Origin of the sequence: Microbacterium sp. CFBP9023, from assembly GCF_034045055.1 — a bacterium.
GTDB lineage: Bacteria > Actinomycetota > Actinomycetes > Actinomycetales > Microbacteriaceae > Microbacterium.
In genome coordinates, this window is record NZ_JAXCWI010000003.1 from 70,603 (window position 1) to 88,734 (window position 18,132).

The 18,132-nt window shown below is 68.4% G+C and carries 16 protein-coding genes; 11 read left to right on the plus strand and 5 right to left on the minus strand.

Features of this window, described 5'->3' with window-relative positions; all coding sequences use genetic code 11:
• Positions 1-32: 32 nt before the first annotated feature.
• Positions 33-968 carry an NAD(P)-dependent oxidoreductase gene (locus SOM10_RS15035; protein WP_320490825.1) on the minus strand — a complete coding sequence of 312 codons (936 nt, stop codon included), beginning with the start codon at positions 966-968 and terminating at the stop codon, positions 33-35.
• 22 nt (positions 969-990) lie between these two features.
• Positions 991-1,974: a LacI family DNA-binding transcriptional regulator gene (locus SOM10_RS15040; protein WP_053098772.1), complete on the minus strand. Its 984-nt coding sequence runs from the start codon at positions 1,972-1,974 to the stop codon at positions 991-993.
• A 99-nt stretch (positions 1,975-2,073) separates the two neighbouring features.
• Between SOM10_RS15040 and SOM10_RS15045 the strand changes: the two genes are divergently transcribed.
• The 3 genes from SOM10_RS15045 to SOM10_RS15055 are packed head-to-tail and all read left to right on the plus strand — an operon-like array spanning position 2,074 to position 4,990.
• On the plus strand, positions 2,074-3,204 hold the full coding sequence (locus tag SOM10_RS15045; protein WP_320490827.1) for a Gfo/Idh/MocA family oxidoreductase: 1,131 nt from the start codon (positions 2,074-2,076) through the stop codon (positions 3,202-3,204).
• Positions 3,201-3,932 (plus strand): cupin domain-containing protein, encoded by a 732-nt coding sequence (locus SOM10_RS15050; protein WP_320490828.1) that lies wholly within the window; start codon positions 3,201-3,203, stop codon positions 3,930-3,932. The genes SOM10_RS15045 and SOM10_RS15050 overlap by 4 nt, the downstream gene beginning before the upstream one ends.
• A complete protein-coding gene (locus tag SOM10_RS15055; RefSeq protein ID WP_320490830.1) occupies positions 3,929-4,990 on the plus strand; it encodes a Gfo/Idh/MocA family oxidoreductase in 1,062 nt (353 codons plus the stop codon). The genes SOM10_RS15050 and SOM10_RS15055 overlap by 4 nt, the downstream gene beginning before the upstream one ends.
• Before the next feature lie 136 nt (positions 4,991-5,126).
• On the opposite strand, the gene xylB is transcribed toward SOM10_RS15055, so the two are convergent.
• Together xylB and xylA are read right to left on the minus strand one after the other, a co-directional pair.
• Positions 5,127-6,413, minus strand: a complete 1,287-nt coding sequence (xylB, locus tag SOM10_RS15060; protein WP_320490832.1) for a xylulokinase — start codon at positions 6,411-6,413, stop codon at positions 5,127-5,129.
• 5 nt (positions 6,414-6,418) lie between these two features.
• Positions 6,419-7,606 carry a xylose isomerase gene (gene xylA / locus SOM10_RS15065; RefSeq protein WP_056276871.1) on the minus strand — a complete coding sequence of 396 codons (1,188 nt, stop codon included), beginning with the start codon at positions 7,604-7,606 and terminating at the stop codon, positions 6,419-6,421.
• 86 nt (positions 7,607-7,692) lie between these two features.
• Here xylA and SOM10_RS15070 point away from each other — a divergent pair, with 86 nt between their 5' ends.
• The 4 genes from SOM10_RS15070 to SOM10_RS15085 all read left to right on the plus strand — a co-directional run bounded on the left by SOM10_RS15070 (position 7,693) and on the right by SOM10_RS15085 (position 11,420).
• Positions 7,693-8,862 (plus strand): ROK family transcriptional regulator, encoded by a 1,170-nt coding sequence (locus SOM10_RS15070; protein ID WP_320490833.1) that lies wholly within the window; start codon positions 7,693-7,695, stop codon positions 8,860-8,862.
• Positions 8,863-8,951: 89 nt separating this feature from the next.
• On the plus strand, positions 8,952-9,815 hold the full coding sequence (locus SOM10_RS15075) for an AraC family transcriptional regulator (protein ID WP_072590736.1): 864 nt from the start codon (positions 8,952-8,954) through the stop codon (positions 9,813-9,815).
• A gap of 107 nt (positions 9,816-9,922) precedes the next feature.
• Positions 9,923-10,555 (plus strand): GyrI-like domain-containing protein, encoded by a 633-nt coding sequence (locus tag SOM10_RS15080; protein ID WP_320490837.1) that lies wholly within the window; start codon positions 9,923-9,925, stop codon positions 10,553-10,555.
• A 67-nt stretch (positions 10,556-10,622) separates the two neighbouring features.
• Positions 10,623-11,420 carry a DUF1206 domain-containing protein gene (locus tag SOM10_RS15085; protein WP_053098781.1) on the plus strand — a complete coding sequence of 266 codons (798 nt, stop codon included), beginning with the start codon at positions 10,623-10,625 and terminating at the stop codon, positions 11,418-11,420.
• A 9-nt stretch (positions 11,421-11,429) separates the two neighbouring features.
• Here SOM10_RS15085 and SOM10_RS15090 read toward each other — a convergent pair whose 3' ends face one another.
• On the minus strand, positions 11,430-12,077 hold the full coding sequence (locus SOM10_RS15090) for a LysE family translocator (RefSeq protein WP_320490839.1): 648 nt from the start codon (positions 12,075-12,077) through the stop codon (positions 11,430-11,432).
• 209 nt (positions 12,078-12,286) lie between these two features.
• Between SOM10_RS15090 and SOM10_RS15095 the strand changes: the two genes are divergently transcribed.
• The 4 genes from SOM10_RS15095 (at position 12,287) to SOM10_RS15110 (ending at position 18,016) form a co-directional block, all read left to right on the plus strand.
• Entirely contained in the window at positions 12,287-14,812 is a 2,526-nt protein-coding gene (locus SOM10_RS15095; RefSeq protein WP_320490840.1) for a prealbumin-like fold domain-containing protein, read from the plus strand.
• A 67-nt stretch (positions 14,813-14,879) separates the two neighbouring features.
• Entirely contained in the window at positions 14,880-16,361 is a 1,482-nt protein-coding gene (locus tag SOM10_RS15100) for a SpaH/EbpB family LPXTG-anchored major pilin (protein WP_320490842.1), read from the plus strand.
• 102 nt (positions 16,362-16,463) lie between these two features.
• A complete protein-coding gene (locus SOM10_RS15105; RefSeq protein ID WP_320490843.1) occupies positions 16,464-17,426 on the plus strand; it encodes a class C sortase in 963 nt (320 codons plus the stop codon).
• Positions 17,423-18,016 (plus strand): hypothetical protein, encoded by a 594-nt coding sequence (locus SOM10_RS15110; RefSeq protein ID WP_053098786.1) that lies wholly within the window; start codon positions 17,423-17,425, stop codon positions 18,014-18,016. Before SOM10_RS15105 ends, SOM10_RS15110 begins: the two co-directional genes overlap by 4 nt.
• Positions 18,017-18,132: the final 116 nt, after the last annotated feature.

Genomic DNA, 18,132 nt, shown 5'->3' on the forward strand with positions numbered 1-18,132 from the left:
GCATGCGCCGCTCGCCCCGCGGTGTCCAGACCCTAGGGGTGCACCTGGTTGAGGAGATCATCGCCCGCGAGGAGGCGGGTCACGTTCTGGTTGACCAGGCGTGCCGCTCCGACCGGACGGTTGCCGGCGATGTGAGGGGTGATGAGCAGGTTCGGTGCGTCCCACACCACGTCGGATGCCGGAAGCGGCTCGGACTTCGCGACATCGATCGCCGCGGCGCGCAGCTGTCCCGACTCCAGCGCCGCGATCAGCGCGGCCTCGTCGACGGTCACACCACGACCGACGTTCACGAACACCGCGCCTGGCTTGAGCGCGAGGAAGAGCTCGGCGTCGAACAGGTCGGCGGTCTCGTCGGTGGCGGGCAGGATCGAGACGAGCACGTCGGTGTCAGCCAGCACGGCGGCTGCATCGGCATCCGAGTGCACCCGATACCCGGATCGCTCTCCGGCGGTGCGGGCGATGCCCTGCACCTCCGCGCCGAGTGCGGTGAGGAACGGCGCGAGCGTCGAGGCGATCGAACCGAATCCCCAGATGGTCACGCGGGCGCCGGACAGCGTGTAGAGCGCGCGAGTGGGCGCGGCGCTCTGCTCCTCGTTGAACGCCTCGTCCCAGACGTGCTCGCGCTGAGCGTCGCGCAGCCGGTCGAGACGTCGAACGGCGCTCAGGATCAGGGTCAGCGCATGCTCGGCGACGGGTCCGTCATGCAGCGAGCGACCGGAGCAGATGCGCACGTCGGCGCCGAACCCGGCGTTGAGAACCGCATCCGCGCCGGAGGCGAGGGCCTGGACGAGACACAGGCGGGGCAGTGCGCGGGCGGCTTCCCGGAGCCACGACGAGGAGTTGTGCCAGACGACGAGCGCTTCGGCGTCACGGTGCTCGGCGGGAATCTCGGCGTCGATGTCGTAGACGACGGTCTCGACGTCTGCGGTCACCGGCAGCTCGATGGTGTTCGGGATCAGGATCTTCATGTGCGCCTCCAGGTCTCGGCGGTCAGTGGGGAGAATCGGTCGACTCGCGCCAGATGACGGTCAGCAGACCGTCGGGCTTCATCGGCTCATCGCCGCCGCGGACGGCTGCGATCAGACGGTGCATCGAGTAGGCGCCCAGTCTCTCGCGGTCCTGCGACACGCTCGTCAGCGACGGCACGAGGAACGCGCTCTGGGGGTGATCGTCCCACCCCGTGACGGCGACGTCGTCGGGCAGCGTCCATCCGCGTCGTGTCGCCGCTCGGATGGCTCCGGTCGCGATCACGTCGTTGGCGGCGATCACGGCGAGCGGCGGTGCGTCTGCGGGCAGCCTGTCGACGGCGGCCTCACCGGCGCTGCCGCTCCATTCCTCTCCGAACACACCGAGCGACTCGAGTCCGAGACGCTCGATCGCTTCGAGGTAGGCCGCGCGACGGGCTCGTGCCGACGGGAAGTCGTCGGGGCCGGCCAGATGCACGAATCTCCGATGTCCCTGTGCCGCGAGGCGTTCGATCATCTCGGTGATGGGTCGCGAATCGGTGAAAGCGCCGGTCATGTGCATCGCGTCATCGAACTCGCCGACCGAGAGCACGACGGGGCCGTCGGCGGGGGAGTCGGTGGCGGGCAGCGGCGTGAACGCGAGCACGCCCTCGTACTGCCCCGACCCGATGAGATCGGCGAGGCGATCGTCGCGCGCGGTCGCCTCCTCGGGCAGGCTCACCACCTCCACGACGTAGCCTGCCTCGCGCGCGGCGGAGATTGCGCCGGAGAGCAGAGTGAGCGGATTCATCGTGGCGATCGGCACGACGACGGCGAGGCGGCCGGTGCGCTGGGTGCGCATGGACCGGGCGGCCAGGTTGGGTCGGTAGTTCAGCTCGGATGCTGCGCGAAGCACCCGCTCGCGCGTCGCCTCGGAGATCCCCGGCCGCCCGGTGAAGACGAAAGAGACGGTGGACTGCGAGACCCCGGCGAGGTGGGCGACGTCGTGGCTGGTCGGGCGTTTCTCCACGGCATCCTCCTTTCCGGGCTTGACGTGGCGGGTGTCTGTCTCGATAGTATCTACTACGTCTTAGTAATACGTAGTAACACCTCATCGGGGAGGCAGCGAATGCTCAGGATCGGCATCATCGGCACCGGCGGGATCGCCGACGCGCACATCAGCGGATACCTCGCCTTCGCGGGCGACTGCGAAATCGCCGCGCTCGCCGACGTCATCCCCGGCCGGGCCGCGCAGAAGGCCGAGGTGTTCGGGCTCACGCGGGCGGCGACGTTCGATGATCCGCTCGCGATGATCGCCTCGGGTCTCGTCGACCTGGTGAGCATCGCGACCCCGCCGTCGACGCACGCCTCGCTCGCGACCGCTGCGCTCGATGCCGGCATCCACGTGCTGGTCGAGAAGCCCATGGCTCCGTCCCTCGAGGAGTGCGATGCGATGCTCGCCGCGCAGGAGCGCTCGGGCCGCGTGCTGTCCGTCGTCGCGCAGAACCGCTTCCGCGACGATCTCGCCGCGCTGAAGGAGGTCGTCGACTCGGGTCTGCTCGGATCGATCTCGCACGTCCGGGTCGACTCGGCGTGGTGGCGTGGGCTGCCGTACTACGACCTCTGGTGGCGCGGCACTTGGGAGAAAGAGGGGGGCGGCTGCACGCTGAACCACGCCATCCACCACATCGACCTGCTGTTGTGGCTGCTCGGACGCCCGGCCGAGATCACGGCCATGCTCGCCAACGCGCAGCACGACAACGCCGAGGTCGAGGATCTCTCGGTCGCCGTCTTCCGCTACGAACGGGGGCTCGCGCAGCTGACCAGCTCCGTGGTGCACCACGGGGAGGAGCAGGCGATCGTGATCCAGGGGGCGAACGCTCGGGTGTCCCAGCCGTTCTCCGTCGTCGCCGAGCAGTCCCGACGCGACGGATTTCCCGCTGACGGCGGAGACCCCGAGGCCGTCGCACGCATCGAGGAGCTCGTCGCCGGCCGTGCCCCGCTCGCCCACCTCGGGCATGAGGGCCAGATCGGCGACCTGCTCAGCGCGATCCGTGAGGGGAGAGTCCCGATCGCCGGCGGACAGGACGGCCGCGATGCGGTCGAGGTGGTGACCGCGATCTACAAGTCCGGCTTCGAGCGCCAGTTCGTCTCGCTGCCGATCACGGCGTCCGATCCCTACTATCGGGCGGGACAGCTGGTGGCGAACGCCCCGCACTTCTTCGAGAAGACCGCGTCGCTCGTGGAGGCGGCATCGTGACCGCATCCTCGTTCCCCGGCGGCACATCGCTGTCGCACCTCGACGTCTACCCGGATGCCGCGCCGGACGGCATCTGCGGCGGCAGCCCTCACATGCACCTCGTCTCGACCGAGGCCTATGTCGTGATCTCCGGTGAGGGAGCCCTGCAGACGATCGACGCCGCCGGGTTCCATGAGACCCCGCTGAGGTCGGGGTCCGTCGTCTGGTTCACCCCTGGCACCATCCACCGTGCCGTGAACGGCGGCGACCTGCGGGTCGTCGTGCTGATGAGCGACGCCGGACTCCCCGAGGCGGGTGATGCGGTCATGACGTTCCCCGCCGAGATCGTGGGCGACCCCGACGCGTATGCGGCGGCGGCCTCGCTCGGAGACGATGCAGATGAACGCGCCGAGCGAGCGGCCCGACGACGTGATCTCGCCGTGACGGGATTCGAGACGCTGCGGGATGCCGTCTCGGGTGGTGATCACGGCGCGCTCCGCGCGTTCCATGCCGCCGCCGGTGTGCTCGTACGCCACCGCGCCGAGGCGTGGGGCGACCTCGTGCGCCAGGGTCCGCTGGCTCAGGCCGAGCGCTCGGTGGCGCTCGCCGATGCCGTGGCATCCGGTTCGGTGGCGCACCTGGCCGATGCTCGCGCGCACGAAGCCGTACCCTCGGGGGGAGACCGCGGATTCGGCATGTGCGGACGCCTGCGCACCTATGACATGAACCACGAGGAGACCCGGCGATGACCCGCACCTACACCTTCGATCCGCTCCCCGAACCTGTCGTCGCACCCGGCGAGTTCGTCTTCGCCGCGATCGGACTGGACCACGGTCACATCGTCGGCATGGTCGAGCAGCTGATCGAGGCCGGCGCAACCCTTTCGCTGGTCTTCGACGAGGACCCGGTGAAGATCGCCGACTTCCTCGAACGCTTCCCGCAGGCGCGTGCCGCCGCGAGCGAGCAGGAGGTGCTCGACGACCCGGAGGTGCGGCTCGTCGCCAGTGCATCGATCGCGAATCGGCGGGCTCCACTCGGCGTGCGCGTGCTCGACGCGGGCAAGGACTTCTTCGCCGACAAACCCGCCATCACGACGATGCACGACCTCGATGCCGCTCGAGAAGCCGTCGAGCGCACCGGGCGGAAGTTCGCCGTGTACTACGGCGAGCGCGTGCACTCCGAGGCGGCGATCCTCGCCGGCCAGCTGATCGATCGGGGCGCGATCGGCACCGTGCTGCAGGTCGCGTCATTCGGCCCCCATCGCATCGGCACGGGGCGGCCCGACTGGTTCTACGATCCCGAGCAGTACGGCGGCATCATCTGCGACATCGGCAGTCACAACTTCGAGCAGATGCTGTACTACACGGGCGCGACGACCGGCGAGATCGTGAGCTCGACCGTCGCCAACTACGCGCACCCCGACACTCCGGGCCTGCAGGACTTCGGAGACGCCCACGTCGTGCTCGACAACGGCACCACCGGCTACGTGCGCGTCGACTGGTTCACCCCGGTGGGGCTCGACGTCTTCGGCGACGGTCGCACCGTGCTGCTCGGCACCGACGGATACATCGAATTGCGCAAGTACACCGACATCACGACCGACAACGGCGGCGGACAGGTGCTGCTCGTCGATCAGGACGGACAGTTCCGCTTCGACGCGACAGGGAAGACGGGGTTCCCGTTCTTCGGTCAGCTGATCCGCGACTGCATCGACCGCACCGAGCACGCGATGACGCAGGCGCACGCCTTCGCGGCGGCGGAGCTGAGCATCATCGCCCAGCGGGACGCCAGGGTGCTGGCCGGCTGACGGCATCCGCCTCGCTCGTGTGCTCGGTCGTTCGGTCGCCCGCTCGGGAGGAGAACTGCGCTTCGGGAGGACGGATGCGGCGAATTCGTCCTCTCGACAAGGAGATCTCCTCCCGGCGGGGTGCGTTCCGGCGGGATCAGCCGACGAGCTGTGATGCCTGCCGGGCGGCGCCGAGCGCGACGTACTCGCCGGGCTCGGGCACCTCGACCGGCAGGCCGAGGATCTCCGGCGCGATGCGACGCACGGCCGCCGACTGCGCTCCGCCGCCGATCAGCAGGGCGCGTTCGAGCGGGATGCCGAGATCGCGCAGTGCATCGAGCCCGGCGCCGAGTCCTCGGAGCATCCCCTCGACGGCGGCGCGGGCGAGATTCTCCCTCGTCGTCGAGGCGAGTGTCATCCCCGAGAGGGAGGCCGTGGCATCCGGCAGATTCGGGGTGCGCTCGCCCTCGAAGTAGGGGAGCAGAGTGAGGCCGCCCGCGCCGGTGGCGGCCCGCAGCGCGAGGTCGCTGAACTCGCTGTGCGTGACCCCGAGCAGCGCAGCGGTCACATCGACCACCCGCGCGGCGTTGAGCGTGGCGACGAGAGGCAGGAAGTTGCCCGAGGCATCGGCGAAGCCCGCGACGGTCCCGGTCGGGTCACTCAGAGGAGTGGTGCTGATGGCGCAGACCGTGCCCGAGGTGCCGATCGACACGACCACATCACCTGGAACGGCGCCGAGTCCGAGCGCGGCGGCCGCGTTGTCACCCGCTCCCGCACCGACGCGCCGGTCGTCGGCATCCGTCACCCACTCGTCGTGGGCGAGCACCCGGGGGAGGATCGCGTCATGGCCGAGCGCCGCCACCAGCAGCTCGCGGTCATAGTCGCCCGTCGACGGGTTCCAGTATCCGGTGCCGGAGGCGTCGGACCGATCGGTCACCAGCTCGTCGAGCGCGGGGTTGTCGGGTCCGAACCCGCGTAGACGCCACGTCAGCCAGTCGTGCGGCAGAGCGACGGCGGCGACCCGTGCCGCGTTCTCCGGTTCGTGGTCGCGCAGCCAGCGCAGCTTGGTGATCGTGAATGAGGCGACGGGCACGAGGCCGGTGCGGTCGGCGAGTTCGGACGCACCGAACTCGCCGATCAGATCCTGCGCCTCACCCGCGGAACGTGTGTCGTTCCACAGCAGCGCATCGCGGATCACCGCACCCGACTCGTCGAGCGCGACGAGGCCGTGCTGCTGCCCGCCGATCGACCACGCGGCGATGTCGTCGAGCGACCCCGCCTCCGCGATCGCGGCGTTCAGCGCCTGCCACCAGGCTTCGGGGTCGACCGACGTCCCCTCCGGGTGCGACGCGCGACCGGAGCGGACGACCGCCCCGGTCGACGTGTCGACGACGACGACCTTGCACGACTGGGTCGACGAGTCGACCCCGAGAACCAGTGGCATGACGATCAGCGAGCGCCGAGCAGGTGCTCGGTCGCGAGCTGCTGCAGCCGGACGAACCCGAAGCCCTTGCCGCCGAAGTACGAGTTCGCGTCGAAGTCCTCGTATGCCGAGCGATCGGCGAGGAAGTCGTCGTAGCTCTCTCCGGGGTTGAGGGTCGGCGTCGAGAGCTCGTCGACGCGGGCGGCGGCGAGCGCCTCCTGCACCTCGGGGTCGGCGCGGAATGCGGCCGCCCGCTCCTTGAGCAGCAGGTACGTGCGCATGTTCGCGGCGGCCGACTCCCACACGCCCTTCTCGTCTTCGGTGCGGCTCGGCTTGTAGTCGAAGTGACGGGGGCCGTCGTAGGCGGGCACTCCACCGGGGCCGCCGTTCTCGAGCAGATCGACGAGCGAGAAGGCGTTGTGCAGGTCGCCGTGTCCGAAGACGAGGTCCTGGTCGTACTTGATGCCGCGCTGGCCGTTGAGATCGATGTGGAAGAGCTTGCCGTGGAACAGCGCCTGAGCGATGCCCGCGGTGAAGTTGAGTCCTGCCATCTGCTCGTGCCCGACCTCGGGGTTCACGCCGACGAGCTCAGGGCGCTCGAGCGAGTCGATGAAGGCGATGGCGTGGCCCAGCGTCGGCAGCAGGATGTCGCCGCGCGGCTCGTTGGGCTTCGGCTCGATCGCGAAGCGGATGTCGTAGCCCTTGTCGGTGACGTAGTCGCCGAGCAGGTTGACGGCCTCGCGGTAGCGCTCGAGCGCCTGGCGGATGTCCTTGGCCGAGTCGTACTCGGCACCCTCGCGGCCACCCCACATGACGAAGGTCTTGGCCCCGAGCTCGGCACCGAGATCGAGCTGACGGAACACCTTGCGGAGTGCATAGCGGCGCACGTCGCGGTCGTTCGAGGTGAAACCGCCGTCCTTGAAGATCGGCGCGCTGAAGAGGTTGGTGGTGACCATCGGCACGACGAGGCCGGTGTCGGAGAGCGCACCCTTCAGGCGGTCGATCTGAGTCTGGCGCTCGGCATCGGTCGAGCCGAAGGCGAACAGGTCGTCGTCGTGGAAGGTCAGGCCGTACGCGCCGAGCTCGGCGAGCTTCTCGACGGCGTGCACCACGTCGAGCGCCGGGCGCGTGGGGCCGCCGAACGGGTCGGCGCCGTTGTAGCCGACGGTCCACAGGCCGAAGGAGAACTTGTCGTCACGGGTGGGGGTGGTCATGGCTGCTCCTGTGCAGGTCATCGAATAAGTTGCGATTCACAACATATCTCATGACAGAAGGTGCGTCCACCCCCTACAGTGAAGGGATGCCGACGCAGCCGAGCCCCGCGCTGGGCACCCGCCCGCACAACCTCGCCCTCCTCCTGCGGCTCGTGCACGAGAACGGCGCGCAGTCGAGAGCCGCTCTGACCGAGCAGACCGGGCTCAACCGCTCGACGATCGCCGACCTCGTCGCAGAGCTCGTCAGACGCGGTCTCGTAGACGAGCGCATACCCGACGTACCCGGCCGTGTGGGGCGTCCCTCACCGGTCGTGACGGCGTCGGCTCGCGTCGTCGCCATCGCGGTGAACCCTGAGGTCGACGCGATCGAGATCGCTGCGATCGGCCTCGACCGCAGCATCGTCCTGCGCGAGCGACTGCCGAACGAGACCGTTCCGACGCCGGATGCGGTGGTGTCGACGATCGCCGAGCGCATCGTCGCCTGGCGCGAAGGGGCGCTCGCCGCGGCACGGATCGCGGCGATCGGTGTCGCGGTCCCCGGCCTCGTGCGAACATCCGACGGTGTCGTGCGCAATGCGCCTCATCTCGGTTGGACCGATGTGCCGCTAGCCGAACTCGTCCGTTCGGCGACGGCGTCTGCCGCCTTCGTCGACAACGACGCCACGCTCGGAGCCATCGCCGAGCACCGCTACGGCGCCGGCCGGGGGATCGACGACGTGGTCTACCTGAACGGAGGTGCGTCGGGTATCGGCGGCGGACTGATCATCCACGGGAAGCCGGTCGCCGGGGCGGGCGGCTACGCGGGGGAGTTCGGTCAGAACAGACCCCGGATCTCGGCAGACGCCGACCGCCGCACTCGCGACGGTGTGCTCGAGGCCGAGGTGAGCCGCCGGCTGCTTCTCGATGCGGTCGGCCTCGACTCCGCCGACGATGAGACGCTCGCCGCCGAGCTCTCCGAATCCGACTCGCCGGTGGTGGCCGCCGAGATCACGCGTCAGGCGCATGTGCTCGCGAGCGCGCTGGCCAATGCCGTGAACGTGCTCAATCCTGCTCTCGTGGTGCTGGGCGGATTCCTCGCCACCCTCGCCGATCTGCGGGCGGATCAGATCGTCGATGATGTGACGGCGCTCGCGATGTCGGAGAGCGCCGAGGCGCTCGAGATCCGCCCGGCCGCTCTCGGCGCTGACAGGCTGCTGATCGGCGCGGCCGAGCTGGCATTCGCCGACCTGCTCGCCGATCCGGGCGAGCGGAGCTGACCTCCGAGAGGCGATCGATCGGATCCGACACGGAAAGTCGGGTCGCAGATCGCCCTCGGGCCGCACGATGGTGGGGAAAGGAGGACCTCATGATCGGAACGCTCAACGCACTGGTCGATCTCGTCGAGGCAGGCACCGGCGACGAGATCGACGTCGCCGGGTTCGCTCGCGTGCACGGCACGACGGAGTACCACCTGCGCCGGATGTTCTCGGCTCTGGCGGGGATGCCGCTGTCGGAATACGTCCGCCGTCGGCGGATGACGCTGGCCGGCGCAGAACTCGCCGCCGGCGCCCCGAACGTGCTCGACGTCGCCGTGCGACACGGGTACGGCTCGATCGAGGCGTTCGGCCGGGCGTTCCGCGCCGTGCACGGGATCAGCCCGGTCGATGCGCGCCGAGACGGGGGTCCTCTCCGCACACAACCCACGCTTCGGTTCCGCCTGAGCGTCGAAGGGAGCACCCCGATGCACGTCACCATCACCACCACCCCCGAGCTCGTCCTCGTCGGCCATGCCGCACGAGTGCCGCTCATCCACGAGGGCACCAATCCGCACATCCAGGCGCACATCTCCTCGATCGCCCCGGAGGAGCATGCTCGCCTCAAGGCGCTGAGCGATGCGCAGCCCGAGGGGATCCTGGCCATCACGGGGGACATCGCTCAGGATGCGCCGGAGGGCACCGAGCTCACCTACCTGCACGGAGTCTCCGTGCGGCCGACCACCTCGGTGCCCGACGATCTCGATGTCGTGAGGGTCGAGGCGGGCGCCTGGGCGGTCTTCGCCGCTACGGGGCCGTTCCCGGAGACCCTGCAGACACTGTGGGCGGCGACGGCGACGGAGTGGTTCCCGTCGAATCCGTGGCGGCTGCGGCCCGCGCCCTCGATCGTCCGGTATCTCGAGTTCACCGGGACGCACGCGTCCTGCGAGCTGTGGCTCGCGGTCGAGCCCGCCTGAGCGCGTCAGGGTGGTCGGCGCGGATGCGCGCCGACCACCCGACGTCCGTCGCCCGTGCGACACTGTGCCGACGGTCGGATGCCGATTCCGCCGTGAGAGGACCCGCGATGGCGCTCGACCCGAAGAAGACCCTCGACGCCTATCAGGCGAAGCACGGGGAGTTCCGCATCCTCGATGTTCCCTCGATGCAGTATCTGATGGTCGACGGGGCGGGCGATCCCAACACCGCCCAGGCATACCAGGAGGCAGTGTCCGCACTCTTCCCGATCGCCTACGCGCTCAAGTTCGCGAGCAGGGAGCAGCTCGGGATCGACACGGTCGTGATGCCGCTCGAGGGGCAGTGGCACGCGCCCGACATGGAGTCGTTCACATCGCGCCGCGACAAATCGGCGTGGCGGTGGACTCTCCTGATCATGGTGCCCGACCACATCGCCCCGGAGATGTTCGACCACGCGGTCGACACGGTCGAGGCGAAGCTGACGAAGAAGAAGCAGCCTGCACCCGCCCTCCGCTCTGTGCGTCTCGAGACCCTCGACGAAGGGCTCAGCGTGCAGACGCTCCATGTCGGCTCCTACGACGACGAGGCCCCGGTGCTCGACGAGCTGCACCATCGATTCATCCCCGAGAACGGCCTGTCGATGACGGGCCTGCACCACGAGATCTACCTCAGCGATGTCCGACGGGTCGAACCGGCGAAGCTCCGGACGATCCTGCGCCAACCCGTCGAGAGGGCGACCTGACGAGGGCGGCTCTCAGCGACGACGCAACCCCCTCCGACGTCTTCGCGCCGACAGATATCCTGCTCGGATGACCTCAGCGAAGGGTGCCGCGCGCACGGCGCAGCGATCCGATGCCTTCCGGCGCGTGGCGCGGGCGGGATTCGTGGTGATCGGCCTCGTGCACATCATCATCGGGGCGATCGCCGTGTCGATCGCCAGCGGCGGCGGCGGAGACGCCGATCAGGACGGCGCGATGGAGCAGATCCGCTCGACTCCCGTCGGCGGGCTGGTCCTCGGCGTGATCGCGGTGGCCCTGATCGCGCTCGCGGTCTGGCAGGTCGCCAGCGGTCTCCTCACCGGCGGCAAGGAGACCAGGAAGTGGGGGATGAGGATCAAGCTGATCGGCATCGCGGGCGCGTACCTCGTGATCGCCGGCTTGGCCCTGATCTTCGCCTTCGGCGGGCACGTCGAGTCCGAAGACACCTCTCGGGCGCTCAGCGCCGTCGTGCTCTCGGCGCCGGGTGGCATCGTGGCGCTCATCCTTCTCGGTCTGACCGTCGCGGGTGTCGGCATCGGATTCATCGTCATCGGATTCACTCGGGGCTTCGAGAAGACGATGGATGTCCCGACGGGCCCGTCGCGGCCCGGGATCATCGCCCTCGGGGTCGCCGGCTACATCGCCAAGGGAATCGCGATCGCGGTCACCGGAGCGCTCTTCGTGGTCGCCGCGTGGACGCAGGATCCGCAGAAGGCCGCTGGTCTCGATGCGGCTCTGCGGAGCCTCGTCGACCTGCCCCTGGGCCGAGCGATCCTCTGGCTCGTCGGGGTCGGACTCGCGATCTACGGCGTCTTCTCGATGGTCCGCGCCCGCTTCGCGCGTATGTGAGTCTCGGCCTCAGGCGTTCGCAGGCTTGTCGTTCCACAGCAGGAGGAACGCGCCGAGCCCGATCATGAGCACGCCGCCGGTGGCGCCCATCGCCTCGATGCGTCGCGGAGAGCGTCCGAACCATTCGCGCGCGGCGCTCGCCAGCAGCACCCAGATCGCATCGCAGGCCACCCCGATCGCGACGACGATCGTGCCGAGCACGAAGAGCTGCATCGGCACCGACCCTGCGTGCAGGTCGACGAACTGAGGAAGGATCGCCAGGAAGAAGGCGATCGACTTGGGGTTGGTGACCCCGACGACGAACCCCTCACCGAGCAGACGCACGCCTGATCGCCGCGCCACAGGTCCTGTCACCGTGGCCGCGGCATCTTTTCGATGCCGGATGGCCTGGACGCCGAGGAAGACGAGGTAGCCGGCGCCCAGCACCTTCACGATGGTGAACAGCACGATCGACTGCGCCACGACGGTGCCGACGCCCAAAGCGACGGCGATGACGAGCAGGATCGAGCCGAGCGCCGTGCCCAGGATGCTGAGGAACCCGCCCAGTCTCCCCAGGGCCATCGCCCGGCCGATCGTGAACAGCACTGTCGGTCCGGGGATCACGACCATGACGAACGCGGCCACGACGAAGGTCGTGAGGGTCTCGGCGCTGAACATGGTGCGAGCTTAGGGCAGCCCGAAGAGCCCCCCGAAAAGTTTTCTCCCGCGCCCGTCATAAAAAGTCCGCGCCGGGGTCTGGGTATGTGACGGGCGGCTTCTGCTTCCTGTCTCGCACTGGGGACACACACGACTTTCGGGGACAGGCATCCGCCTCTCGCGCTCCGCCGTATCCGGCGGGCCGAGGGCGTGCCGGGATTGGGACATTCATGAGCATTCGCTCGCACCACCGCACGACGGAGCGGCCATTACGCTCCGCAGTCGCGCCTCGCCGACGGGCGATCACGCGGCTGCTCGGCGTGCTCGCCATCGCCGGCGTGCTCGTCGCCGGAGCGACGCTCGCCCCCAACAGTGGAATCACAGCCGCGGCGACGGTGCCCGGCACACCGGGAACGCCTCAGCCGGGTACTCCGGTGTACACCGAGGACTTCTCGAACCAGAGCGCAGCACTCGCCGCACGGTCGATCACCACCTACGTCGGCGGTGCGGCAGCCGCGAACTCGACGTACACGGCTTCGACGCAGTACACCCCGGCCGGCAACCAGTGCAACGGCTGGATCATGAGCGGTGCGACTCCGACGGCGCCCGTCACTGACCTGGGCTGCCTGAACAACGTCAGCACGACGTGGACGACGCTGCAGCAGATGGCTCGTGCGCTCGGAGTCGCGCAGGGCCAGACGACGACGCAGGCCGCGACCAACCAGGTGCTGACGTCGTACACGAATGCGACGAACGGAGCGATCGCCGCGGGCACGCAGTTCCGCACGGTCAACACCATCCCGGCCATCGGCGGTCACTACTACGCGGTCTCCGCATACTTCGCTGCGGTCAACTGCCCCGCAGCCGGCGGAGCGAACCAGCCCAAGGAGACCTTCAGCCTCCTCGTGAACGGCACCCCGATCACCCTGAGCACAGGACTGAACCCGTGCACGAACAACACGGTGTGGGAGACGCAGATCGCGAAGCTGCAGTCGGCCGCCTACCAGGTGCCCGTCGGAACCACGGCGAACCTCGGTCTGATGCTCTACAACGCGACGGCCACCGGCGCGGGCAACGACGTCGCCTTCGATCTGCCGCAGATCGTCGATGTGACCCCGCAGCTCGACAAGGCGTTCAGCCCGACCGTGATCACCAACGGCTCGACCTCGAAGATGACGCTGACCGTCACGAACACGACCGACCTCATGGCCAAGAGCGATTGGACCATCACCGACGCGCTGCCGACGAACCTCAAGATCGCGGCGGCCCCGAACGTCGGCGGCACCTGCACGCAGCGCACCGGTGCGGCTTATGTGGTCACGGCGCCGGCCGGCGGAACCTCGGTGTCGGTCACCGGCGGCGACCTCGCCCTCGGGCAGGCATCGTGCACCATCACGGTCGATGTCACCTCGACGGTGAACGGCACCTACATCAACGGTCCCGCCAACATCACGACGAACCTGAACCCGCCGGCCAACGCGTCGCTCGAGGTCATCCAGCCGTCGATCGACATCGTCAAGAGCATCACCGCCGTGAACGGAGTCGCCGTGACGAGCGACACCGATCCCGACAAGGCGTACTCGAAGGTCGGCGACGTCATCACCTACAGCTTCGTGGCGACCAACACGACTCCCAAGGCCGCGACGAACACGACGCTCAACACGAACCTCACGAACGTGCGGATCACCGAGGACACGTTCTCGGGTGCGGGCGACATGACGACGCTGTCCTGCACGCCGATTCAGGGATCCACACTCGCCAGTGGCGCCAAGATGACCTGCACGGCCACCTACGTGGTGCAGCAGGCGGACCTCGACAGCGCTCCGCTGACGAACGTCGCACGGGCCACCGGAACGCCGGCGGTCGGACCGAACGTCACGGACACCGATGACGAGATCATCCCCGCCATCTGGACGCCCGCCCTCGTGCTCGACAAGACCGCCTCGGTCGTCGACATCGATCAGGACGGCGTGACCGGGCTCGGCGACCACATCATGTACGCGTTCACCGTCACCAACACCGGAAACATCACGGTCGCGAACATCACCGTGGTCGATGACCGCCTGACGCAGCGCAACATCACCGTCACCTGCACGCCCACGACGATCGCGCCGACCCAGATCTCGACGTGCGCCGCGAATGCGCCGTACGTCATAGGCCAGGCAGACGTCGACGCGAAGAAGGTCATCAACACGGCCTACTCCACGGGAACCGACCCCAAGGGCGGTCCGGTGCGCTCGAACAACGACAGCACCGAGACCCCCGTCGAGCCGTTCCGCATCCCGCTGAAGATCGAGAAGGTCGGCGAAGCGGCAGCGAACACCTGGGTGCGCATGGACGGCTCCTCGTTCGCGGTGCTCGCAGACGCGAACGGGCAGCCGGGCACGGCGCTTCCCTTCACCATCAACGGGGTCGAGACCGGTCTGTTCCAGATCGACAGCATCCCGGCCGGTACGTACTGGTTGAGCGAGCTGACGGCACCCGACGGGTTCAGCCTGCTCGCCGCTCCCGTGAAGTTCGTCATCAACCCGGACCGCACGGTGAGCATCACCGCAGGCGGCGATCAGGCGGTGACCTCCACCGGTCAGATCATCACGGTGCGCGACGTGCCGGCGCTGACCCTTCCGACCACCGGAGGGACGGGCGCACTGCCCTACATCCTCGCCGGTTCCCTGACCGTGCTCGGCGCGGGCGGGCTGGCCCTCTGGGTCCGCCGACGCAACACACGTGCCGACACCACAGACCCGCAGATCTGATCTGCACTTCTCACAATCCACCATCTGCAACCCACCAGGGCGACCTGGCCACCTAGAGAGAGACACAGTGAACACTCCCACCAACGGACGCGGATCCCGCGTCGCGGCAGGTCTGCTCGTCGCAGGCGTCGCCGCGCTGACCCTCGCAGCGCCTGCAAGCGCCGCGACGCCCAACCTCGTCGACCCGGACGCCGTCGGTTCGCTGACGATCCACAAGTTCGAGGCACCCGAGACGCCCACCGGCCTGCCGAACGACGGCACCGAGCAGAACGTCGCACTGGCACCGCTGCCGGGCGTGGGCTTCACGGTCTACAAGGTCGACACGATCGACCTGACGAGCAACCAGGGCTGGGTCGACGCGAACGATCTCGCCGACCTGAACCCCGACAGCGTCGCTGACATCACGGCTGCCGGATACACGGCCAGCGCGATCGGCGGTCAGACCCTGACCGACGCGAACGGTGAGATCGCCCTGGCGAACCTCGACCTCGGCCTCTACTTCGTGGTGGAGACCGCTCCGCTCGCTGGCTCCACCGGCGTGGCCCCGTTCCTCGTGACGGTCCCGCTGACGGACCCGGCCGATGACAGCACGTGGCTGTACGACGTGCACGTCTACCCGAAGAACGCCCTCACCGAGGCGACCAAGACCGTCGAGGACTCGGCCGACATCAAGCTCGGCGACGAGATCGACTTCACGATCACGGCAGGCATCCCCAACGTCGCAGTCATCGACGGCTACAAGATCGTCGACACGCTCGACGCCAAGCTCGACTACGTGAGCGCCGCTGTGACGCTCGTCGACGGGACCCCGCTCGCTGCGGGTGACTACACGGTCGTCCACGACGCCGCCACCAACGCGGTGACGGTCGAGTTCACCGCCGCGGGTCGCGCAGTTCTCGCGGCTCACCCGGCCACCGAGGTTCAGGTCGTCATCACCGCCGAGGTAAACACGGTCGGCGAGATCGCCAACACGGCAGTGCTCTACCCGAACGCCGGTTCGTACACGGTCGCACCGGGCGAGCCCGGCGGACCCACCGTCACCCCCGAGGTCATCACCAAGTGGGGCGACATCACGGTCGAGAAGACCGACAAGGCCGGCGCACCGCTCACCGGTGCAGTGTTCTCGGTGTACCCGACCCAGCAGGACGCGATCGACGGCACCAACGCCATCGCTCTCGCCGGTTCGACCGAGTTCGCGGTCGCCGCTGACGGCACCGTGACCATCTCGGGTCTGCGCTACTCCGACTGGGCTGACAACGCCACCGTCGCCGTGGGCGAAGACGGCTACCAGTCGTACTGGCTCGCTGAGATCGTCGCACCCGACGGATTCGAGCTGCTCGCAGCTCCGATCGAGTTCACCGTCACCGCCGCCACCTCGGCTGTGGGCGTCGACCTCGAGGTCGTCAACGTTCCCTCGAACGCCGGCTTCACCCTGCCGCTGACCGGTGGCACCGGCACGACCCTGTTCCTCGCCGGCGGTGTCATGCTGCTCGGTGGAGCGGTACTGCTCGCCATCCGCAGCCGTCGCAAGGCCGCAGCACAGGCGTAACCCGAAAGACCGGCCGTGCGGGGGAGGTGAAGAGATCCCTTCCCCCGCACGGCCCATTCGTTTCCACCTACTTCTTCTCCAGCTCCGATCAGAAAGCGCAGCATGACCCTCATCGACGCGTCCGCACCGGACGCCCCAGCGCGACCCGCTACGGGTGCCACCGCCCAGAAGGCGCGGTGGGGATGGAGCCAGTCGATCGTCATGCTCATCGCGACCATCGGCATCGTGGTCCTCGTCTACCCGACCGCGGCCTCCTGGTTCTCGGCCTGGTCTCACGACACCGACGTCGACGGGTACATCCAGTCCGTCGAGCAGATCCCCGATGAGGCGGTCGACGAGATGCTCGCCGCCGCTGAGGAGTACAACGAGAATCTTCCGACCGGGCCGCTGCGCGACCCGTATGCCCTCGGAGCAGACGGACAGCAGACGGCGATCGGCGAGGGGGCCTCGGCGTACTTCGACACTCTGACCACCGAGGGAACCGACACGATGGCGCGGATTCGCATTCCGAGCATCCACGTCGATCTGCCGGTCTTCCACGGCACCGATGAAGACACACTGTCTCGCGGTATCGGGCACCTCTACGGCTCATCGCTTCCTGTCGGTGGACCGGGGACGCATTCGGTGCTCACCGGCCACAACGGCTTCGTGCAGGCCACCCTCTTCGATGACATCGATGAACTCGTCGAGGGCGACGTCATCATCGTCAGCGCACTGGGCGAAGACCTCTACTACGAGGTCGATCAGACCAAGACCGTGCTTCCCGACGACGCGGAAGACCTGCGTCAGGTCGCCGGCGAGGACTACCTCACGCTCGTCACGTGCACGCCCACCGGGGTCAACACGCACCGCCTGCTCGTGCGCGCAGAGCGCATCGATGCTCCGACCGAGCACTCCGCCGTGACGACCATCGCGGACACCACCGACCCCGCCGGCTTCCCGTGGTGGGCACTGCTCGTCGTCGGAGTGCCGGCACTCACGTTCATCGTCGTCAAGCCTCGCCGTGCCCGGAAGAACCGCAGCGGCCGACGAGCGACGCACGTGTCCGCTGGCTCCGACTCATGACGGTCGACGTCGCAGTGGACCGCACCGCCGCGAACGGCGACGAACCCGGCGAGCCCGTGACACGCCGCCGCCCGCGGCGACGTATCGGTCTGCTGTCGACCAGCATCCTGCTCGTCGGACTGGGAGCATCCTTCCTCTCCGCATCCGTGCTCGCCCCCGATGCGGTCGACAAAGTGACCGGTGACGTCAAAGTCTCGGTGCTGAAGACATTCCATGAGGTCTTCGCGCCCGACGAGCTTCCCGTCATCAGGCTCGGGGTCGAGGGCGGGATGGTCGAGCTCGACCGATGCGACGGCACGTTCACCGAGATGGTCAGCTACCGCATCGACGACGTGCTGCCGCTGTTCGCCGCACACAACAACTGCGGGGGAGACGTGATCCTCGGCTGGGAGCTCGGTCAGCGGGTCACCGTCGAGGGCTCCGACGTGATCTACGAGGTGGTCGAGGAGCGGCACACGCCCAAGTGGTCGAACGTCGAAGAACTCACCGGTATGACGGGGGAGTTCATGGTCCAGACGTGCTTCTACGGCGAGAACAAGATGCGCTTCCTGTCGCTCGCGCCCGTGGACCCGGCGGCGAGCGGCAGCTGATGTCCTGCACAGCGAGAATCTCGGGTTCTGACCGTCACGATTTCCGGTCATACCGGTCTTGTAGGTATGGCCATCGGCCTCGCGTCGGGTTCCCGGCCGACGCCCGCACAGCAGAG